An 18,718-nucleotide genomic window follows, 5' to 3' on the forward strand; every position below is an offset into this window, starting at 1 on the left:
GCGCTTGCTGCTTAGACTCGATAATCGAAAATGCCTGGAGGCAATACAACCTGAGCCGCTACTTCAGCGGCTTTTTCTTTCCCTACCAGCAGATGGATTATCTTCAGAGCAAAATCCATGGCTGTGCCGGGCCCCTGGCTGGTCAACAGGTTAAAACGCGGGTCCCAGACCATACGTTTATCTTGCCATTGAGCTTCTGGAATCGTCTCTTTCAGCCCTGGGAAGCCTGTCATATTGGCGATGGGGAAAAGTTCATGCGGAACCAATACCGTACCGGCTGCAGCACAAATAGCGGCGACGATACGCCCCGAAAGATGGAATTGACGCACGGTTTCAACCAGCAGTGGGCTGTCGCGAAAACATTCCGCACCTTTTAAGCCGCCTGGTAATACGATGATATCGTACTCACCGTCTGCGACTTCAACCAGCGGCGCGTCGGCCAGCAGTTTTACCCCACGCGAACAGGTAATCGTCAGATCTCCATCGCTGGCAACGCTTGCTGTGGTAACGCTAATACCGCCACGGACCAGAAGATCGATAGTGGTGACGGCTTCAGTCTCTTCAGTCCCAGGAGCCAGACAAACCAGTGCTCGAGCGCTCATATTCATTCTCCTTACGCTTTATTTGCTCATACAAGCGGCTGTTCACCGGCACTGAAAGGCCATGGGCGCGCGCGCGTTGCAGTAAATAACCAGTAATGTAATCAATCTCGGTGTGGCGTTCGACCCGCACATCCTGAAGCATCGACGAGATGTTTTCTGCCGTGCTTTCGATAACTTTGCCGACATAATAAATCAAGTCTTCGGCCGTAGTGTGGTGACCTTCGCGTTCCATCACCCTGGCAACCTCATGGCATATCTCATTAACTTCACTCTGATGATGGCGCAGCTTACCGTTCGGGCAATTGTAGAGTGCAGTAAGTGGGTTTATCACACAGTTCACTGCCAGCTTTTTCCAGTTCGCCGCAAGAATGTTGTCGTGCCAGGCAATCTCAGGTAACGCGTGGTGCAGCATATCTGCAAGAAAGCTAAAATCGTTGCCCGCAGCGTTCCCAGGCCCAATATGTGTGATGCCATTGGCGACGTGAATAATGATGTTGTTATCGCGCCGCGCAGCATGCGTGGTAGCGCCTGATAAGAGTGGCTGGTGCAATGCCCCTAACTCTTCGAGAGTGCCCATGCCATTATGTAGCAGCAGAATAGGGCAGTTAGTTGGAAGTTTACCCGCCAGTGCTTTCACGGCGTCAGAAACCTGCCATGCTTTTAGTGTCACCAGCAATAATTCGCTGCTGGCGAGAAAATCAGGATCGTTGGCGATAAGCGTTTGGTTGAACACGCTTCCATCAGTTTCGACCAGATTGACATGGCAAAAAGGTTGCGGCACGCGCAGCCATCCTTGAACTTCATGTCTCTGCTTAAAAAGCGATGCCAGCCAGAGTTGGCCGAGCGCACCGCAACCTAGCACGGTGATTTTCATTTTGCCTCCTGGCAGCAGATGTTTTGCTTAATCTATATTATACAGGGCTCTCTCCTGCTTTAACGGGTTGTTTTGCGCGGCCCAGCAGGTATTATGCAACGCAACAAAAAGAGAGGGAGAAGAAAGCATGCCATCTTTTGACATTGTGTCTGAAATTGATATCCAGGAAGTGCGTAACGCGATTGAAAACGCGGAACGTGAGGTTGCTACTCGTTTTGACTTCCGCAATGTGCCAGCAACATTTGAACTGAATGAGAAAAATCAGTCCATCAAAGTTGCCAGCGAGTCTGACTTCCAGGTCAACCAACTGTTGGATATTCTTCGTGCCAAGCTGCTTAAGCGCGGTATTGAAGGCGCTTCAATTGATGTGCCGGAAGAGTTCGTGCACAGCGGTAAAACCTGGAGCGTTGAAGCGAAACTTAAGCAGGGCATCGAATCTGCCATTGCCAAGAAGATTGTGAAGCTGATTAAAGACAGCAAAGCAAAAGTTCAGGTGCAGATTCAAGGCGAAGAGTTGCGCGTCACCGGCAAATCTCGCGACGATTTACAGGCCGCAATGGCGCTGGTTCGTGGTGGTGATTTGGGGCAGCCGTTCCAGTTTAAAAACTTCCGCGACTGATTTTTAAAGGGGCTTTATGCCCCTTTCACCAACTGTTCAATCTCAAAGCGATTCGTTAGCTTACTATCTATCTTCACGTAGGCGCTGCGTTCCTGCGCGATAATATTCACCTCACTCACGCCATGTTGAGCCAGCAAACGCTGTTTCAGTGATTCATCTGCGGCCACATCTTCCGGTAATTCAATTCGCAGGCTTGCTACATACGGCGGCTCGGTCATCGTGCTGCTCACCAGTAGCCACACCATTGCCAGCAATGCGCCCATCAGGAATACCGTCTGCGAATCAAACAACCCGTCAATCCATCCGCCCAGAGAACCGCCAATGGCTACGCCTAAAAACTGGCTGGTGGAATAAATCCCCATCGCCGTGCCTTTGTAGCCTGCCGGAGATTCTTTGCTGATCAGTGACGGTAAAATGGCTTCCATCAGGTTAAACGCCAGGAAGAAGAGCTGAACACCCAGCACTAATTCCCAGAAATGCGGACCGGAACCCCACAGCACAATTTCAGCAATCAGCAAAAGTGCCACACAGCCCACAAACACGCGTTTCATACGGCGTTTTACTTCTGCATAGATGATAAATGGCACCACCGAAGCAAAAGCAATCAACATAGTGCAAAGGTAAACTTTCCAGTGCTCAGCCGCCGGGAAACCGGCTTGTTCAAGCTGGCCGGGAAGAGCGACAAATGTCGACATCAGCATGATGTGCAGGCACATGATGCCGAAGTTCAGCTTGAGTAGTTTTGGCTCTGCCAGCACTTTGCTAAAGCAGCCTTTCACCATGCCGGACTCGCGGTTCAACACATGGCTTTTAGTATTTGGCACCACCCATAGGGTGATTAAAATGCCGCAACTTGCCAATACCGCAATCATCCAGAACAGCGCATTTAAACCGAGGTTATGGGTGATGATGGGGCCAAGTACCATAGCGATGGCAAAGGTGATGCCGAAGCTCACGCCGATAAAGGCCATGGCTTTGGTACGATTCTGTTCACGAGTTAAATCAGAAAGCAGGGCCATTACGGCCGCAGCAATTGCGCCAGAACCTTGCAATGCCCGGCCAAGAATCACGCCCCAGATAGAATCTGAAAGAGCAGCAATCACGCTACCGAGCACGAAAATCAGCAAGCCGCCGATAATTAGCGGTTTACGGCCAATACGATCGGATAGCAGGCCAAATGGAATCTGGAAGACCGCCTGAGCAAGGCCATAAATGCCGATGGCAATACCAATCAGTGCCTGGCTTGCACCTTGTAGCGCCATTCCGTAAGTAGTAAGAACCGGTAGCACCATAAACATGCCGAGCATGCGTAGTGAAAATACCGTGCCTAAACCCCACGTCGCACGTAACTCGACAGGCGTCATTTTGTAATCGTTCATTACCACCTCAGATAAAAAGCAGGCCTTAGTGTAGTGCGTGGGAAGGGGAGGGTAAATGGCTGGTTGTTTAATAAATATTACAATGCGGAATGCTTGATGGCACTAATAAAAAAGGGCGCAATTGCGCCCTTTTATGAGGTTCATGACTTACCAGACGTAAGTCATAAGATTTTGTGAATTTGGCACCATGAAATCGACCGACATCATCACGCTTAATGAGGTGATAGCAACGATTGAAAAGACGAACAATTTGCGCGCCCAGACTTTATCGTCCTCCACTTTATAACCACGTAATGCCATGCCCAACCACCAGACACTGACTGCGGCGGCAACGACCAGATATTTCCATCCAGCATAACCACCCAGCGACAGCATCAACGTTGCGACGGCAAAAGCGATGATATAAACCGTAATGTGGTTTTTCGCGACCGAAATCCCTTTAACCACTGGCAACACAGGAATGTTAGCCGCCTGGTAATCTTTAAAGCGGAAGATGGCAATCGCATACGAGTGCGGCATCTGCCACAGGCTAAAGATAGCCAGCAGGATTAAAGCACCGGCATCAAATTCATTGGTCACAGCACAGTAACCAATGACTGGCGGTGCGGCACCTGACAGGCTGCCAATTAGCGTGCCATAGACGGAGTGGCGTTTCATGTACAGGCTATAAACGCCGACATAAACCACAAAGCCCATCACGCCTAACCACATGGCCAGCGGGTTAGCACCAAACCACAGCAGCATGAAGCCAGCAATACCCAACAAGGTGGCGTATACCAGCGAGGTTTTCGGCGTAATCAAGCCTTTGACCAAAACCCTGTTCTTGGTTCTCTCCATCTTGCGGTCAATATCGCGGTCAATGAAGTTGTTATAAACACAACCCGAAGCAACGACCAACGACACCCCGACAAGGGTGGAGATAAACAGGGAATAATCAATACTGCCCTTTGAGGCCAGTAAAAATCCGCCAATAACAGAAATTAAATTGCCGAAAATAATTCCTGGTTTAGTGACTTGTAGGTACCGCTTCATCATATAGGCTGCTCTTAGTGAACCATCATGTTCTGGTTGAGGTTCCACATAATCCAGATAGAGCCGACCACCAGAATGGCTATTATCAGCGCAGTAAAGGCAAAGGCCACCAGGTTCCAACGTTCCTCAGAAGAGGTGTTCATGTGCAGGAAGCACACCAGGTGAACTAAAATCTGTACTACAGCACTCACCAGTACCACGCCAAGAATTACTGCGTGGGACGCTGTTCCTGTCATAACCATCCAGAACGGGATTGCCGTCAGGATGATAGACAGGATAAAACCAGTCATATAGGTTTTAACGCTACCGTGGTGGGCGCCAGCGTGTTCGTTTGAATGACTCATTACATCGCCCCCATCAGATAAACAACCGAGAATACGCAAATCCATACCACATCCAGGAAGTGCCAGAACAAGCTCAGGCACATCAGGCGAGTACGGTTAGTGCTGGTCAAGCCGCGACGGTAAACGTGGAACATCATCAGCGCCATCCAGACCAGACCAGAAGTTACGTGCAGACCGTGCGTACCAACCAGGGCAAAGAAGCCTGACAGGAAGCCGCTACGATCCGGGCCGAAACCTTCTTTGATCAGATGATGGAATTCATAGATTTCCATCGCGACGAAGCCCGCACCAAACAGGAAGGTCAGCGCAAGCCAGGAGATAACCTGGCTCTTGTTACCTTTGTTCATGGAGATGATCGCCATGCCGTAGGTGATGGAGCTGAACAACAGCAGGGCAGTTTCAACCAGCACAAATGGCAGTTCGAAAATGTCTTTCCCTGCCGGGCCGCCGGCAGTGCCGTTCACCAGAACGGCATAGGTAGCAAACAAGCAACAGAACAGAATGCAGTCGCTCATCAGGTAGATCCAGAAACCAAAGACCTTATTGGTTCCTGCATCGTGATGCCCATGCTCCGCGGCGTGGGCGTTAGCGTGAGTGAGAGTTTCAGTTGACATTTTTCAGCCCTGCTTTGGTAATTTCATCGAAGTGCTGGTTTTCCAGTTTTTCAACTTCCGCAACCGGAACGTAGTAATCCACATCTTCGTCGAAGCTTTTTGCAATCCAGGTGATGATGATGCCGGCAAAGCCAACAATCGCCATCCACCAGATGTGCCAGATCATCGCGAAACCAAACACGGTAGCGAACGCGGCAATAACGATGCCCGCTGCGCTATTACGTGGCATATGAATTTCTTCATAATGCGTTGGCTGTTTGTACGCTTCACCTTTCTCTTTCATTTCCCAGAATGCATCACGCTCATGAACGTGCGGCAGGTGGGCAAAGTTGTAGAACGGAGGAGGGGAAGACGTTGACCACTCCAGCGTACGGCCACCCCACGGGTCACCTGTCAGGTCTCGGTTCTGCTCACGGTCACGGATTGAGACATAGAACTGAATCAACTGGCACAGGATGCCCAGCGCAATCAGCGCTGCACCACAAGCTGCAACAACCAGCAGAGTGTGGAACTGCGGATCAATCTGTTGGCTCAGGCGACGAGTCATACCCATGAAGCCCAGCACGTACAGCGGCATAAATGCGACAAAGAAGCCGATGATCCAGAACCAGAATGCGCGTTTGCCCCAGGTTTCGTTCAGCGTGAAGCCGAAAGCTTTTGGCCACCAGTAAGTCAGACCAGCGAAGCAACCGAACACCACACCACCGATAATTACGTTATGGAAGTGGGCAATCAGGAACAGGCTGTTGTGCAGTACGAAGTCAGCGCCCGGAACGGCTAACAGAACACCGGTCATGCCACCGATAGAGAAGGTGACAACGAAGCCAATGGTCCACAGCATCGCGGAGTTGAACACGATACGGCCTTGATACATGGTGAACAGCCAGTTGAAGATCTTCACCCCGGTCGGGATGGCGATGATCATGGTGGCGATACCAAAGAAGGCGTTTACGTTCGCGCCGCTACCCATGGTGAAGAAGTGGTGCAGCCAAACGATGAACGACAGTACCGTAATCGCGATGGTCGCCCACACCAGAGAGGTGTAACCGAACAGGCGTTTTTTCGAGAATGTCGCAACCACTTCTGAGAACACACCAAACACCGGCAGCACCAGGATATAAACTTCCGGGTGGCCCCATGCCCAGATGAGGTTGATATACATCATCATGTTGCCACCCATATCATTGGTAAAGAAATGGGTGCCAAGGTAGCGGTCAAGGGTTAACAGTGCGACGGTCACGGTGAAGATTGGGAATGCCGCAATAATCAGTACGTTGGTACACAGTGAAGCCCAGGTAAACACCGGCATTTTGAACATAGTCATGCCAGGTGTACGCATATTCAGGATAGTAACGAAGAAGTTAATACCCGTTAATGTCGTACCGATACCCGAGAGTTGTAGTGCCCATATCCAGTAATCGACGCCGACCCCCGGACTGTACTCTATGCCCGATAGCGGCGGATAAGCCACCCAGCCGGTTTGAGCGAATTCACCAACCCCAAGAGACAGGTTAACCAGCACCACACCTACAACGGTGAACCAGAAGCTCAGGTTGTTCAGGAATGGGAAGGCAACGTCACGCGCACCAATCTGCAACGGCACGACAACGTTCATCAGGCCGATAACAAATGGCATCGCCACGAAGAAGATCATGATTACGCCGTGGGCGGTAAAGATCTGGTCGTAGTGATGAGGTGGCAGGAAGCCTGCTTCTCCGGCGGAAGCCAGAACTTGCTGGCTACGCATCATGATGGCATCAGCAAAGCCACGCAGAAGCATGACGATTGCGACAATCACGTACATTATGCCGAGGCGTTTGTGGTCAACTGAGGTGAACCACTCTTTCCATAAATATTCCCACTTACCGAAGTAAGTGATAGCTGCAACTAGCGCCAGTCCCCCGACGATAATTGCTGCCACCGTAACCATGATAATGGGTTCATGATATGGGACTGCATCCAGTGTAAGTTTTCCGAACATCGTATTATTCCTCGGCCCCTTAGTGAGAGGTTTCCGCGTGACTCATGTCCATGCCTTCCATTCCTTCATGCGCTGCGTGCTCGCCTTCAGGTTGGGTCATGTCCATGCTCTTCCCGTGCCCCATGAATTTGTTAATAACGTCTTTAAACAAATCAGGTTTAACAGCGGAGAAGTATTCGACTTTGTTGTATTCGCTAGGCTGTGCCAGTTTCTCGTAAGTCGCCATATCGTTCATGACTTCTGGAGATTGTTTAGCTTTAGCAACCCATTGGTTAAAGGTGTCCATATCTGGGGTGGCGATTGCCTTAAACTTCATCCCAGAGAAACCTTTACCACTGTAGTTAGACGAAATACCGTCGTAGGTGCCCGCTTCATCAGCAATCAGGTGCAATTTGGTTTGCATGCCTGCCATTGCGTAGATTTGGCTGCCCAGGCGCGGAATAAAGAAGGAGTTCATCACTGAGTTAGAAGTGATTTTGAATTCCACCGGGGTATTGGCTGGGAAGGCGATTTCATTCACCGTAGCAATACCTTGCTCTGGGTAGATGAAGAACCATTTCCAGTCCATAGCGATAACTTCGATGGTCACCGGCTTCGCATCGTGAACAAGCGGTTTGCTTGGCTCAAGAGCGTGCGTGGTTTTCCAGGTTAGTACCGCGAGGAAGATGACGATAAGGATAGGAATCGTCCAGACTACAGCTTCAACTTTGTTGGAGTGCGACCAGTTGGGGCTGTATTTGGCGTTTTTGTTTGAAGCACGATACTTCCAGGCAAAACCGATAGCCATTGCGATAGCGGGTATTACGACTATCAACATCAGCCCGATAGCTGTCAGTATCAACGAACGTTGTTCCAGTCCAATTTGTCCTTTGGGGTCCAGAAGCGCAGAATCACAGCCACTAAGTAAAAACGTGCCTGTAATTAATGCCAACCATCCCAAACTTTTATTGTATTTCCTGAGTCTCATTTAACGACCTCAATTCCGGGGAGCTCTAATTGTCGTTTAAAGTGTGGAGGCATTTTACGGGAAGGTTACATTACTGTAAACATGAATGGCGTAGTGTCAGTGTGGTGTTACCGGGTTCTGCCGACAATGTCACATAGAATGCAACAAACTGTAAAATATCGAGATAGCCCGCGACCACGCTGGGTTATAACGAAAACCTATGTTGCTATAAATAGTGAAGGTTAATTGGTATAACCAATCATTTTGTTAAACATAAATTTAACAAAATGGCATCAATTAACAAACGGAGTGAGCTGTAAATTAATTTACCAACTGGCTGAATCGGTTAAAGGTGCGGAGAAAATAATTTTCGTGCTAATAATGCAAAAAAACAGGCTTGCATTCGTCAAATAATTCATCGCATAAATATTTGCATGTTAATTGAACGATATAGTTACTGAGCGAAATTTATTATTTTTATTAATCTGACGAATTTTACACTAAAGCTGATTTTCGCAACGCCAGATAATCAAGTATCCCTCCGAGTAAAACGCCACCAACTGCAAATAACGCTCCCCACTCCAGGAATTGAATGTTGAACGCCCAGTTTGTCAGGCCCGTCGCATTGGTAATTAATACCACCAACCATACCGCCAACAGAGCACAACCTAACATCAATGCCTGCAGAGCTATACGATAAGCGGAAGAAAATTCGCTTCGCGGAATGAAACTATCGTTATTCTGGGTGTATTCCAGCGTTGTTTTGCAAACCAGAAGCAACAGAATGCCTGGAACTGCGGCAATAACAGAGAATAAGTAAAACGTGGGCCAGCCTTGCGCTTCAACAAACCAGCCGGCAATCGGACCAACATAAACGCGGCCTACTGCGGATAAGGCTGAAAGCAGCGCAAACTGAGTGGCAGAAAACGATTTATTACACAGTGTCATTAAAAGCGCGACAAATGCCGCTGTACCCATGCCACCGCAGAGGTTTTCGAAGAAGACGGCGGCTGCCATGCTGAACATGCTCTTATCGGTAATCGACAGAAGCCAGTAACCAGCATTAGAGACACCCTGCAAAATGCCAAAGATCAGCAATGCGCGGAACAGTGACAGGCGCTGCATTAAAATGCCGCCGTAGAGTGCGCCAACGATTGTGGCAATCAACCCCAGTGTTTTATTCACCACACCGACTTCACCGGCATCAAAACCTACGCCGCGGATCAAAAATGTGGTTGTCAGACTCATGGCAAATGCATCCCCGAGTTTGTACAACACAATCAGCAGCAGAATAAGCCATGCATTGTTGCGGCCAAAGAAATCACGCAGTGGAGCGACCACTGCTTGTTCAAGGCTTTTTGGGACCGGAATTGCATCAGTGGGCTCTGGGGCAAGCAATGTAGCGATGATACAAGGCAGCATCAGTGCGGCCATCAACCAGTACATGCCCTGCCAGCCAAGGTATCTATCCGCAAGCCAGAGCGCTAAACCACCCGATACCAGCATCGCCAGTCGATAGCCCAACACGCTGATTGCTGCACCCGTGCCGCGTTCTTCAGCTGGAAGAACATCCGTTTTCCACGCGTCAAAGACGATATCTTGAGAGGCCGAGCAGAAAGCAATCACTACAGCCAATGCTGCCATCCAACGTAACTGCGAGCCGGGTTCAAGAAAACCCATGCCTGCAATAGCAACCAACAACAGAATTTGGGTGATCAGCAACCAACCACGACGCCGTCCAAGCAGCGGCGGCGTATATCTGTCCATAACCGGCGACCACAGAAACTTAAACACATAGGCTTGCCCAACGAGCGAGAAGAAACCAATGGTTTTAAGATCGATGTTCTCGACCGTCATCCATGCTTGTAGCGTGCCGGAGGTGAGGGCGAGTGGAAGACCGGATGCAAAACCTAAAATCAAAAGAATGGCTGACTTAGGTTGCTGGAAGAGACGCAGATAGTGATTGGGCATACTTTGCTCTACATCCAGCCCGCATGACGCGGGCTGGTGGGGTATTGATTAACGAGCGTTCTGCTTAATAAAGTCGTGAACGCTGGTGTCCTGAGCCATATCAGCAATGGTATCAGTCAATACGGAGTTCACCGCGTTGGCGATATTCTTGTTGGTAGCCTGGAACGCCCCTTCTACGTTATAGCTAGAACGGTAGTTTTTGGTCATCTTGTTGCCATTTTTTGCGGTCGCAATGATCACGATGTCAGCTTTAGTGGCGATGTTGTAGCGCACGCTGCCCTGAGACACGTCAGCAAACAACTGGTTTACGATGATTTGCAGATCAACCGGGCTGTTTGGCCCAACCATGTAACCACGCGCAGTCATCTGTTTTTCCAGCACTTCTTGCAGCAAGAAGCGCAGGTCACGGGATGGAGTCAGCGTAACCAGTTGGTTATCACGAGTGACTTTCGCCAGAGCCTGGTCTTTACGTTGATCTGCACCGTTGATGCTGACAGTCACACCCATCAAGCTCGGATCTTGCTGAGGCAGGCTAATGGTTGGAGAAACATCAATGGTAGTTGGTGGTGTTGCACAGCTGGCCAGCATAAATACGGCGACCAACGGGAATAATAGTTTTTTTAACATGTTCGCTATCTCAATGTACTCAAGGGGCAGGCAGATAAAAAATCACGCCATCATAACACTGCGGTTGCCCAGGGGAAGTAGTTAACGCACGTAATTTCATCGCGTTGCGCTTTTTCTGAGCGGTTGCAAAGCTATCTGACCACTTTGCCCTCGATTAGTGCCGTAATCACATTAATCTACAGGGGCTTGGCTAAGAAAATCAGACGAAAGCTAAATAATTGTTGTAATTCCGTTATTAAAACGGCTAAAAGCGGCTAACATTTAAAGGGATGAGTGGCATCTCTACGTAGTCGAGGAGAAAGTTCATGATGATGCGCGAGCAAATAGAATCAAAATTAAGGGCAGCGTTTGAACCCGTGATCCTGGAAGTCGCGGATGAAAGCTATCGTCACAATGTCCCGGCAGGTTCAGAGAGTCATTTCAAAGTGGTTCTGGTCAGCGATCGTTTTGTCGGTGAGCGTTTTTTAAATCGTCATCGTATGATTTATGGCACTTTGAGTGCAGAACTCTCGTCAACTGTGCATGCGCTGGCGCTGCATACCTACACCATTAAGGAATGGGAGGGGTTGCATGACACTATTCTCGCCTCCCCACCTTGCCGTGGAGCAGGGTCAATCGCCTGAAGTTAACCTTCAGACTTGCAACTGAGGGAACTTTTCCTTTATGTTGCGGTATATGAATCGTGTTTTATAAAACGGCCTGCGGGCCGTTTTGTTTTGTCTGAGATAGCCCTCGTTATTCCAGGGCTTGGGCAAAAAATCCAAAAGAACTGTGAAAAGGGCCGCAGCAACACTGTGTTGCCGTTCTCGACTCACCTTGGTGATGCCGCTATAATGCTGCGTCTTATTTTTCGGAATGTCTTCGGGACGATTCTGACGACAGGGAATGTGATTCTGATACAGAAGGCATCCCGGTTCTGCGGAGTGCAAATGAGCGCTTCCAGAGTTGACCGAGCACTGTGATTTTTTGAGGTAACAAGATGCAAGTTTCAGTTGAAACCACTCAGGGCCTTGGCCGCCGTCTCACGATTACTATCGCTGCAGACAGCATCGAAACCGCTGTAAAAAGCGAGCTGGTCAACGTGGCAAAGAAAGCCCGTATCGACGGTTTCCGTAAAGGAAAAGTGCCGATGACTGTTATCGCACAACGCTATGGCGCTTCTGTTCGCCAGGACGTGTTGGGCGAATTGATGAGCCGCAACTTTGTTGAAGCGATCATCAAAGAAAAAATCAATCCAGCTGGCGCACCGAACTACGTTCCAGGCGAATACAAACTGGGCGAAGACTTCACCTACGCGGTTGAGTTTGAAGTGTACCCAGAAGTTGAGCTGCAGGGTCTGGAAGCAATCGAAGTTGAAAAACCGGTTGTTGAAGTGACTGACGAAGACGTTGATGCAATGCTGGACACCCTGCGTAAACAGCAGGCGACCTGGAAAGATTCAGACGCTGCTGCAACTGCAGAAGACCGCGTAACTCTCGACTTCACCGGTTCTGTAGACGGCGAAGTATTCGAAGGCGGCAAAGCGTCTGACTTCGTACTGGCAATGGGCCAGGGTCGTATGATCCCTGGTTTTGAAGACGGTCTGGTTGGTCACAAAGCGGGCGAAGAATTCACTATCGAAGTGACCTTCCCGGAAGATTACCACGCTGAAAACCTGAAAGGTAAAGCGGCTAAGTTCGACATCGTTCTGAAGAAAGTTGAAGAGCGTGAACTGCCAGAATTTACTGAAGAATTCATCAAGCGTTTCGGCGTTGAAGATGGTTCTGTTGCAGGTCTGCGCACCGAAGTTCGTAAAAACATGGATCGTGAGCTGAAAGGCGCTGTGCGTAACCGCATCAAGTCTCAGGCAATCGACGGTCTGGTTAATGCGAACAACATCGACGTTCCAGCTGCACTGATCGACAGCGAAATCGACGTTCTGCGTCGCCAGGCTGCTCAGCGTTTTGGTGGCAACGAGAAACAAGCGCTGGAACTGCCACGTGAACTGTTCGAAGAACAAGCTAAACGTCGTGTAGTTGTTGGCCTGCTGCTGGGCGAAGTCATTCGTACCCATGAGCTGAAAGCTGATGAAGAACGCGTTAAAGGTCTGATCGAAGAAATGGCATCTGCCTACGAAGATCCGGCTGAAGTTGTAGAATTCTACGGCAAAAACAAAGAACTGATGGACAACATGCGTAATGTTGCTCTGGAAGAACAAGCTGTTGAAGCTGTTCTGTCTAAAGCGAAAGTGACTGAGAAAGCCACTAACTTTAGCGAACTGATGAACCAGCAAGCGTAAGCATAATTTTTGGCATCATCGCCAAAATATTGCTGCATCAAGCCCGTCACCTACTGGTGGCGGGCTTTTTTTATCAGTGACTCCCTGAAAACCCATCAATAAAACGCAGTTTCAGGGTTAGCGTAACAAGAAAAGGTTGTTATGCTTGAAACAGGGCAAGCTTATCCCCATAAATAAGGGCATGGCTCGAAAATGGATCCCTGACTGATAATCCGTCCGAATAAGGTAATAGGTGTAAGCAGGAGCGTAGTCTTCTTCTGGCACCTCAAGTAGAATCAGTGCTGCAGGTATCGAAGGCTTAATTATTCCAGGAGACGGAAATGTCATACAGTGGCGAAAGAGATCAATTTGCACCCCATATGGCCCTGGTGCCGATGGTTGTTGAACAGACATCGCGTGGCGAGCGTTCATACGATATCTATTCCCGTCTGCTTAAGGAACGTGTCATCTTTATGACGGGCCAGGTCGAAGACCATATGGCTAATCTGATCGTAGCGCAGATGTTGTTCCTGGAAGCAGAAAACCCAGAAAAAGACATCTATCTCTACATCAACTCACCAGGTGGTGTGATTACCGCTGGTATGTCTATCTACGATACGATGCAATTTATTAAACCAGATGTCAGCACCATCTGTATGGGACAAGCCTGTTCTATGGGGGCATTCCTGCTGACCGCTGGGGCGAAGGGTAAGCGCTTCTGCTTGCCGAACTCACGAGTCATGATTCACCAGCCGCTGGGCGGTTATCAGGGCCAGGCGACGGATATCGAAATCCATGCCCGTGAAATCCTGAAAGTGAAAGCTCGTATGAATGAACTTATGGCGCAACACACGGGCAAATCTCTTGAAGAAATAGAGAGAGACACCGAGCGTGACCGTTTCCTCGCAGCAAGTGAAGCGGTAGAGTATGGGTTAGTTGACTCAATCCTGACTCACCGTAGCTAATGCCCGAAAATAGTGAGCCGTATACTATTATTGTTATAGCAACGGCTCATAGCGCGCTTACGATTGGCTGCGCCGTAGAATGGCACTTGCGCCGTCCTGTTCGGTGCACAGAAACAAAAAAGAGGTTTTACCGATGACAGATAAGCGCAAAGACGGTTCAGGCAAACTGCTGTACTGCTCTTTTTGCGGCAAAAGCCAGCATGAAGTGCGTAAACTGATTGCCGGGCCGTCAGTGTATATCTGCGATGAGTGTGTCGACTTATGTAACGACATTATTCGCGAAGAGATTAAAGAAGTCGCTCCGCACCGCGAACGTAGTGCGCTGCCGACTCCGCATGAAATCCGTCACCATCTCGATGATTACGTCATCGGTCAGGAACAGGCTAAAAAAGTCCTGGCGGTTGCGGTTTACAACCACTACAAACGTCTGCGTAATGGCGACAGCACCAACGGCATCGAACTGGGCAAAAGTAACATTCTGCTCATCGGGCCGACGGGTAGCGGGAAAACCCTGCTGGCTGAAACCCTGGCACGTTTACTGGATGTTCCGTTCACTATGGCTGATGCCACAACGTTAACCGAAGCCGGTTACGTGGGTGAAGATGTCGAAAACATCATCCAGAAACTGCTGCAGAAATGTGATTACGATGTGCAGAAAGCACAGCGCGGTATCGTGTATATCGATGAGATCGACAAAATCTCCCGCAAATCTGATAACCCGTCCATCACTCGTGATGTGTCTGGTGAAGGTGTGCAGCAGGCGTTGCTGAAACTTATCGAAGGTACCGTTGCGGCGGTTCCACCTCAGGGTGGCCGTAAGCATCCACAGCAAGAGTTCCTGCAGGTTGATACCTCCAAGATTCTGTTTATCTGTGGCGGTGCATTCGCAGGGCTGGATAAAGTTATTGCTAACCGCGTTGAAACCGGTTCAGGCATTGGCTTTGGCGCGACTGTAAAAGGTAAATCTCAAAAGGCGACCGAAGGGCAGTTGTTAGGCCAGGTTGAGCCAGAAGATTTGATCAAATTTGGTCTGATCCCTGAGTTTATCGGCCGTCTGCCAGTGGTTGCTACGCTGACTGAGCTGAGCGAAGAAGCACTGATCCAGATCCTGAAAGAGCCGAAGAACGCCCTGACCAAGCAGTACCAGGCGTTGTTCAATCTGGAAGGCGTGGATCTGGAATTCCGTGACGAAGCGCTGGATGCCATTGCTAAGAAAGCAATGGCACGTAAAACCGGTGCTCGTGGTCTGCGTTCCATCGTAGAAGGCGCATTGCTCGATACCATGTACGATCTTCCTTCTATGGAAGACGTTGAGAAAGTGGTGATTGACGAATCCGTCATCGACGGTCAAAGCAAGCCATTATTAATTTATGGCAAGCCGGAAGCGCAACAAGCATCCGGTGAATAATTCGCCAAAATAACCAGTCAGTTAGTCTAAAAAGGGGGATTTATATCCCCCTTTTGCTTTTCCTTCATTCCTGGCATTGAATGCTCGGGAAACATCCCCATATACTGAATTACTTGTTGGTGATGCCATGATTCCTGTCATCCTTCAAGTGCAGGTGCGTGGTTTACGCCTTCCTGCAAATTGAAAGATTTAAGGTATAAACAGAGGACATCGCCCCATCACCAGGCGGACCTTAACTAAGAGAGAGCTCTATGAATCCTGAGCGTTCTGAACGCATTGAAATCCCCGTATTGCCATTGCGCGATGTGGTGGTTTATCCGCACATGGTAATTCCACTGTTTGTCGGGCGAGAAAAATCCATTCGTTGCCTGGAAGCGGCCATGGATCATGATAAAAAAATCATGCTGGTGGCGCAGAAAGAAGCCTCGACAGATGAGCCGGGTGTAAATGACCTGTTCTCAGTGGGAACCGTCGCATCCATTTTGCAAATGCTGAAACTGCCAGACGGCACGGTAAAAGTGCTGGTTGAGGGTTTACAGCGTGCGCGTATCACCACGCTTTCTGACAACGGTGACCATTTCTCAGCTCAGGCTGAGTACCTGAATTCGCCAGCTATCGAAGAGCGCGAACAGGAAGTGCTGGTGCGCACCGCAATTGGTCAGTTTGAAGGCTATATCAAACTGAACAAAAAAATCCCGCCAGAAGTGCTGACATCGCTGAACAGCATTGACGATCCTGCTCGTCTGGCTGACACCATTGCTGCACATATGCCATTGAAACTGACTGATAAACAGTCCGTTCTCGAGATGTCCGATATTAACGAACGTCTTGAATATCTGATGGCAATGATGGAGTCGGAAATCGATCTGCTGCAGGTTGAGAAACGTATTCGCAACCGCGTTAAAAAGCAGATGGAAAAGAGCCAGCGTGAGTACTATCTGAATGAGCAAATGAAGGCCATTCAGAAAGAACTCGGCGAAATGGACGACACGCCAGATGAAAACGAAGCGCTAAAACGCAAAATCGATGCGGCTAAAATGCCGAAAGAAGCGCGTGAAAAAACTGAAGCGGAACTGCAAAAACTGAAAATGATGTCACCAATGTCTGCGGAAGCAACCGTGGTTCGTGGCTACATCGATTGGATGGTGCAGGTGCCGTGGAATGCGCGCAGCAAAGTGAAAAAAGATCTGCGTCAGGCGCAGGAAGTCCTCGATACCGATCATTACGGCCTTGAGCGCGTGAAAGATCGTATCCTGGAATACCTCGCAGTGCAGAGTCGTGTTAACAAGCTCAAAGGGCCAATATTGTGCCTGGTTGGGCCTCCAGGGGTGGGTAAAACTTCACTGGGTCAGTCCATCGCCCGCGCGACTGGGCGTAAATACGTGCGTATGGCATTAGGCGGCGTGCGTGATGAAGCTGAAATTCGTGGTCACCGTCGTACTTATATCGGTTCCATGCCAGGCAAGTTGATTCAGAAAATGGCGAAAGTGGGGGTTAAAAACCCATTATTCCTGTTGGATGAAATCGACAAAATGTCTTCTGACATGCGCGGCGATCCGGCTTCTGCACTTCTGGAAGTGCTTGATCCAGAACAGAACGTGGCGTTTAACGACCACTATCTGGAAGTCGATTACGATCTCAGCGATGTGATGTTCGTGGCAACATCTAACTCCATGAACATTCCGGCTCCGCTGTTGGACCGTATGGAAGTGATTCGTCTGTCCGGTTATACCGAAGACGAAAAGCTGAATATTGCTAAACAGCACCTGTTGACGAAGCAAATTGAACGTAACGCGCTGAAAAAAGGCGAAATTACGGTTCACGATAGCGCGATTACCGGCATCATTCGTTACTACACCCGTGAAGCGGGCGTGCGTAGCCTGGAGCGTGAAATTTCCAAACTGTGCCGTAAAGCGGTTAAACAACTGCTGCTGGATAAAACGCTCAAGCACATCGAAATCGACGGCGACAACCTGAAAGATTTCCTTGGCGTGCAGCGCTTTGACTACGGCCGTGCAGACAGCGAAAACCGTGTGGGCCAGGTAACCGGCCTTGCGTGGACCGAAGTTGGCGGCGACCTGCTAACGATTGAAACTGCTTGTGTGCCGGGTAAAGGCAAACTGACTTACACCGGTTCTCTGGGTGAAGTTATGCAGGAATCCATCCAGGCAGCGTTGACCGTAGTGCGCGCGCGTGCAGAGAAATTGGGCATCAACGCTGATTTCTACGAGAAACGCGACATCCACGTTCACGTGCCAGAAGGTGCGACGCCGAAAGATGGCCCGAGTGCGGGTATTGCAATGTGTACCGCGCTGGTTTCGTGTCTGACGGGCAATCCGGTTCGTGCAGATGTGGCGATGACCGGTGAAATCACGCTGCGTGGCCAGGTTCTGCCAATCGGTGGTTTGAAAGAAAAACTGCTGGCGGCGCATCGTGGTGGTATCAAAACTGTTCTGATTCCGGATGAAAATAAACGCGATTTGGAAGAAATTCCGGACAACGTTCTTGCCGATCTGGATATCCATCCGGTGAAGCGCATCGAGGAAGTTTTGACTCTTGCATTGCAGAACGAGCCTTACGGAATGCAGGTTGTGACCGCAAAATAGTGACCTGACGCATATTCGGTAAATAAAATAAGAGCTGGCTGGTGAATTGTCACTTGCCAGCTTTTTTTTGTATCGCTACTTTAGATCGTTGGTGATGCATGCCATTAACAACGGGTGTTGTAAGGGCATGACAGGCCTGATATAACTGCTGCGCGGTCGCCCTTTGAAGGATACTGGTGCGATATAAATTATAAAGAGAGGAAGAGAAGAGTGAATAAATCTCAACTGATAGACAAAATTGCCGCAGGTGCTGATATTTCTAAAGCTGCGGCTGGACGTGCATTAGACGCTGTGATTGCTTCTGTTACCGAATCTCTGCAATCTGGGGAAGACGTGGCACTGGTTGGCTTTGGAACTTTTGCTGTTCGTGAACGTGCTGCCCGTACCGGCCGTAACCCACAAACAGGTAAAGAAATCACCATCGCAGCTGCAAAAGTACCAGGTTTCCGTGCTGGTAAAGCGCTGAAAGAAGCTGTTAACTGATTTATCGCTA

Annotated in this window: 17 protein-coding genes; 7 read left to right on the plus strand and 10 right to left on the minus strand. The window is 49.4% G+C overall.

The annotated features are described in order from the left end of the window. Window positions 1-11 precede the first annotated feature (11 nt). Both yajL and panE read right to left on the minus strand, forming a co-directional pair. Complete coding sequence (yajL, locus tag M979_RS00540) at window positions 12-602, minus strand: protein deglycase YajL (protein ID WP_034457966.1); 591 nt, start codon at window positions 600-602, stop codon at window positions 12-14. Then, window positions 562-1,476, minus strand: a complete 915-nt coding sequence (panE, locus tag M979_RS00545) for a 2-dehydropantoate 2-reductase (protein WP_064553056.1) — start codon at window positions 1,474-1,476, stop codon at window positions 562-564. Before panE ends, yajL begins: the two co-directional genes overlap by 41 nt. Window positions 1,477-1,603: 127 nt before the next feature. Between panE and M979_RS00550 the strand changes: the two genes are divergently transcribed. Further along, window positions 1,604-2,095, plus strand: coding sequence for a YajQ family cyclic di-GMP-binding protein (locus M979_RS00550; protein WP_034457969.1), 492 nt, complete (start codon window positions 1,604-1,606; stop codon window positions 2,093-2,095). Between the two features lie 14 nt (window positions 2,096-2,109). Here M979_RS00550 and M979_RS00555 read toward each other — a convergent pair whose 3' ends face one another. The 8 genes from M979_RS00555 to M979_RS00590 form a co-directional block, all read right to left on the minus strand. Further along, window positions 2,110-3,474 (minus strand): MFS transporter, encoded by a 1,365-nt coding sequence (locus tag M979_RS00555; protein ID WP_064553058.1) that lies wholly within the window; start codon window positions 3,472-3,474, stop codon window positions 2,110-2,112. Window positions 3,475-3,621: 147 nt separating this feature from the next. Next, entirely contained in the window at window positions 3,622-4,509 is an 888-nt protein-coding gene (gene cyoE, locus M979_RS00560; protein ID WP_064553060.1) for a heme o synthase, read from the minus strand. Between the two features lie 11 nt (window positions 4,510-4,520). Then, window positions 4,521-4,850, minus strand: a complete 330-nt coding sequence (locus M979_RS00565) for a cytochrome o ubiquinol oxidase subunit IV (RefSeq protein ID WP_034457975.1) — start codon at window positions 4,848-4,850, stop codon at window positions 4,521-4,523. Further along, window positions 4,850-5,464, minus strand: a complete 615-nt coding sequence (locus M979_RS00570) for a cytochrome o ubiquinol oxidase subunit III (RefSeq protein WP_034457977.1) — start codon at window positions 5,462-5,464, stop codon at window positions 4,850-4,852. Before M979_RS00570 ends, M979_RS00565 begins: the two co-directional genes overlap by 1 nt. Further along, window positions 5,454-7,445: a cytochrome o ubiquinol oxidase subunit I gene (gene cyoB / locus M979_RS00575; protein ID WP_034457980.1), complete on the minus strand. Its 1,992-nt coding sequence runs from the start codon at window positions 7,443-7,445 to the stop codon at window positions 5,454-5,456. Before cyoB ends, M979_RS00570 begins: the two co-directional genes overlap by 11 nt. 19 nt (window positions 7,446-7,464) lie before the next feature. After that, window positions 7,465-8,412 carry a cytochrome o ubiquinol oxidase subunit II gene (gene cyoA, locus M979_RS00580; RefSeq protein ID WP_064553062.1) on the minus strand — a complete coding sequence of 316 codons (948 nt, stop codon included), beginning with the start codon at window positions 8,410-8,412 and terminating at the stop codon, window positions 7,465-7,467. Window positions 8,413-8,886: 474 nt separating this feature from the next. Next, on the minus strand, window positions 8,887-10,362 hold the full coding sequence (ampG, locus tag M979_RS00585; RefSeq protein WP_064553064.1) for a muropeptide MFS transporter AmpG: 1,476 nt from the start codon (window positions 10,360-10,362) through the stop codon (window positions 8,887-8,889). Window positions 10,363-10,410: 48 nt separating this feature from the next. Then, a complete protein-coding gene (locus tag M979_RS00590) occupies window positions 10,411-10,989 on the minus strand; it encodes a lipoprotein (RefSeq protein WP_034457986.1) in 579 nt (192 codons plus the stop codon). A 305-nt stretch (window positions 10,990-11,294) separates the two neighbouring features. Here M979_RS00590 and bolA point away from each other — a divergent pair, with 305 nt between their 5' ends. The 6 genes from bolA to hupB all read left to right on the plus strand — a co-directional run bounded on the left by bolA (window position 11,295) and on the right by hupB (window position 18,708). Further along, window positions 11,295-11,612, plus strand: coding sequence for a transcriptional regulator BolA (gene bolA / locus M979_RS00595; protein ID WP_034457988.1), 318 nt, complete (start codon window positions 11,295-11,297; stop codon window positions 11,610-11,612). Between the two features lie 356 nt (window positions 11,613-11,968). Continuing rightward, window positions 11,969-13,267, plus strand: a complete 1,299-nt coding sequence (gene tig, locus M979_RS00600) for a trigger factor (protein ID WP_064553066.1) — start codon at window positions 11,969-11,971, stop codon at window positions 13,265-13,267. A gap of 320 nt (window positions 13,268-13,587) precedes the next feature. Further along, window positions 13,588-14,211 carry an ATP-dependent Clp endopeptidase proteolytic subunit ClpP gene (gene clpP, locus M979_RS00605; RefSeq protein WP_034457992.1) on the plus strand — a complete coding sequence of 208 codons (624 nt, stop codon included), beginning with the start codon at window positions 13,588-13,590 and terminating at the stop codon, window positions 14,209-14,211. 133 nt (window positions 14,212-14,344) lie between these two features. After that, entirely contained in the window at window positions 14,345-15,619 is a 1,275-nt protein-coding gene (gene clpX, locus M979_RS00610; protein WP_034457994.1) for an ATP-dependent protease ATP-binding subunit ClpX, read from the plus strand. A gap of 251 nt (window positions 15,620-15,870) precedes the next feature. Beyond that, the gene (gene lon / locus M979_RS00615) at window positions 15,871-18,225 is read left to right on the plus strand and encodes an endopeptidase La (RefSeq protein WP_034457996.1); all 2,355 of its coding nucleotides are present in this window, start codon (window positions 15,871-15,873) and stop codon (window positions 18,223-18,225) included. A 210-nt stretch (window positions 18,226-18,435) separates the two neighbouring features. Next, window positions 18,436-18,708, plus strand: a complete 273-nt coding sequence (gene hupB / locus M979_RS00620) for a nucleoid-associated protein HU-beta (protein ID WP_034457998.1) — start codon at window positions 18,436-18,438, stop codon at window positions 18,706-18,708. Window positions 18,709-18,718 lie beyond the last annotated feature (10 nt).

Origin of the sequence: Buttiauxella noackiae ATCC 51607, from assembly GCF_001654865.1 — a bacterium.
Taxonomy (GTDB): domain Bacteria; phylum Pseudomonadota; class Gammaproteobacteria; order Enterobacterales; family Enterobacteriaceae; genus Buttiauxella; species Buttiauxella noackiae.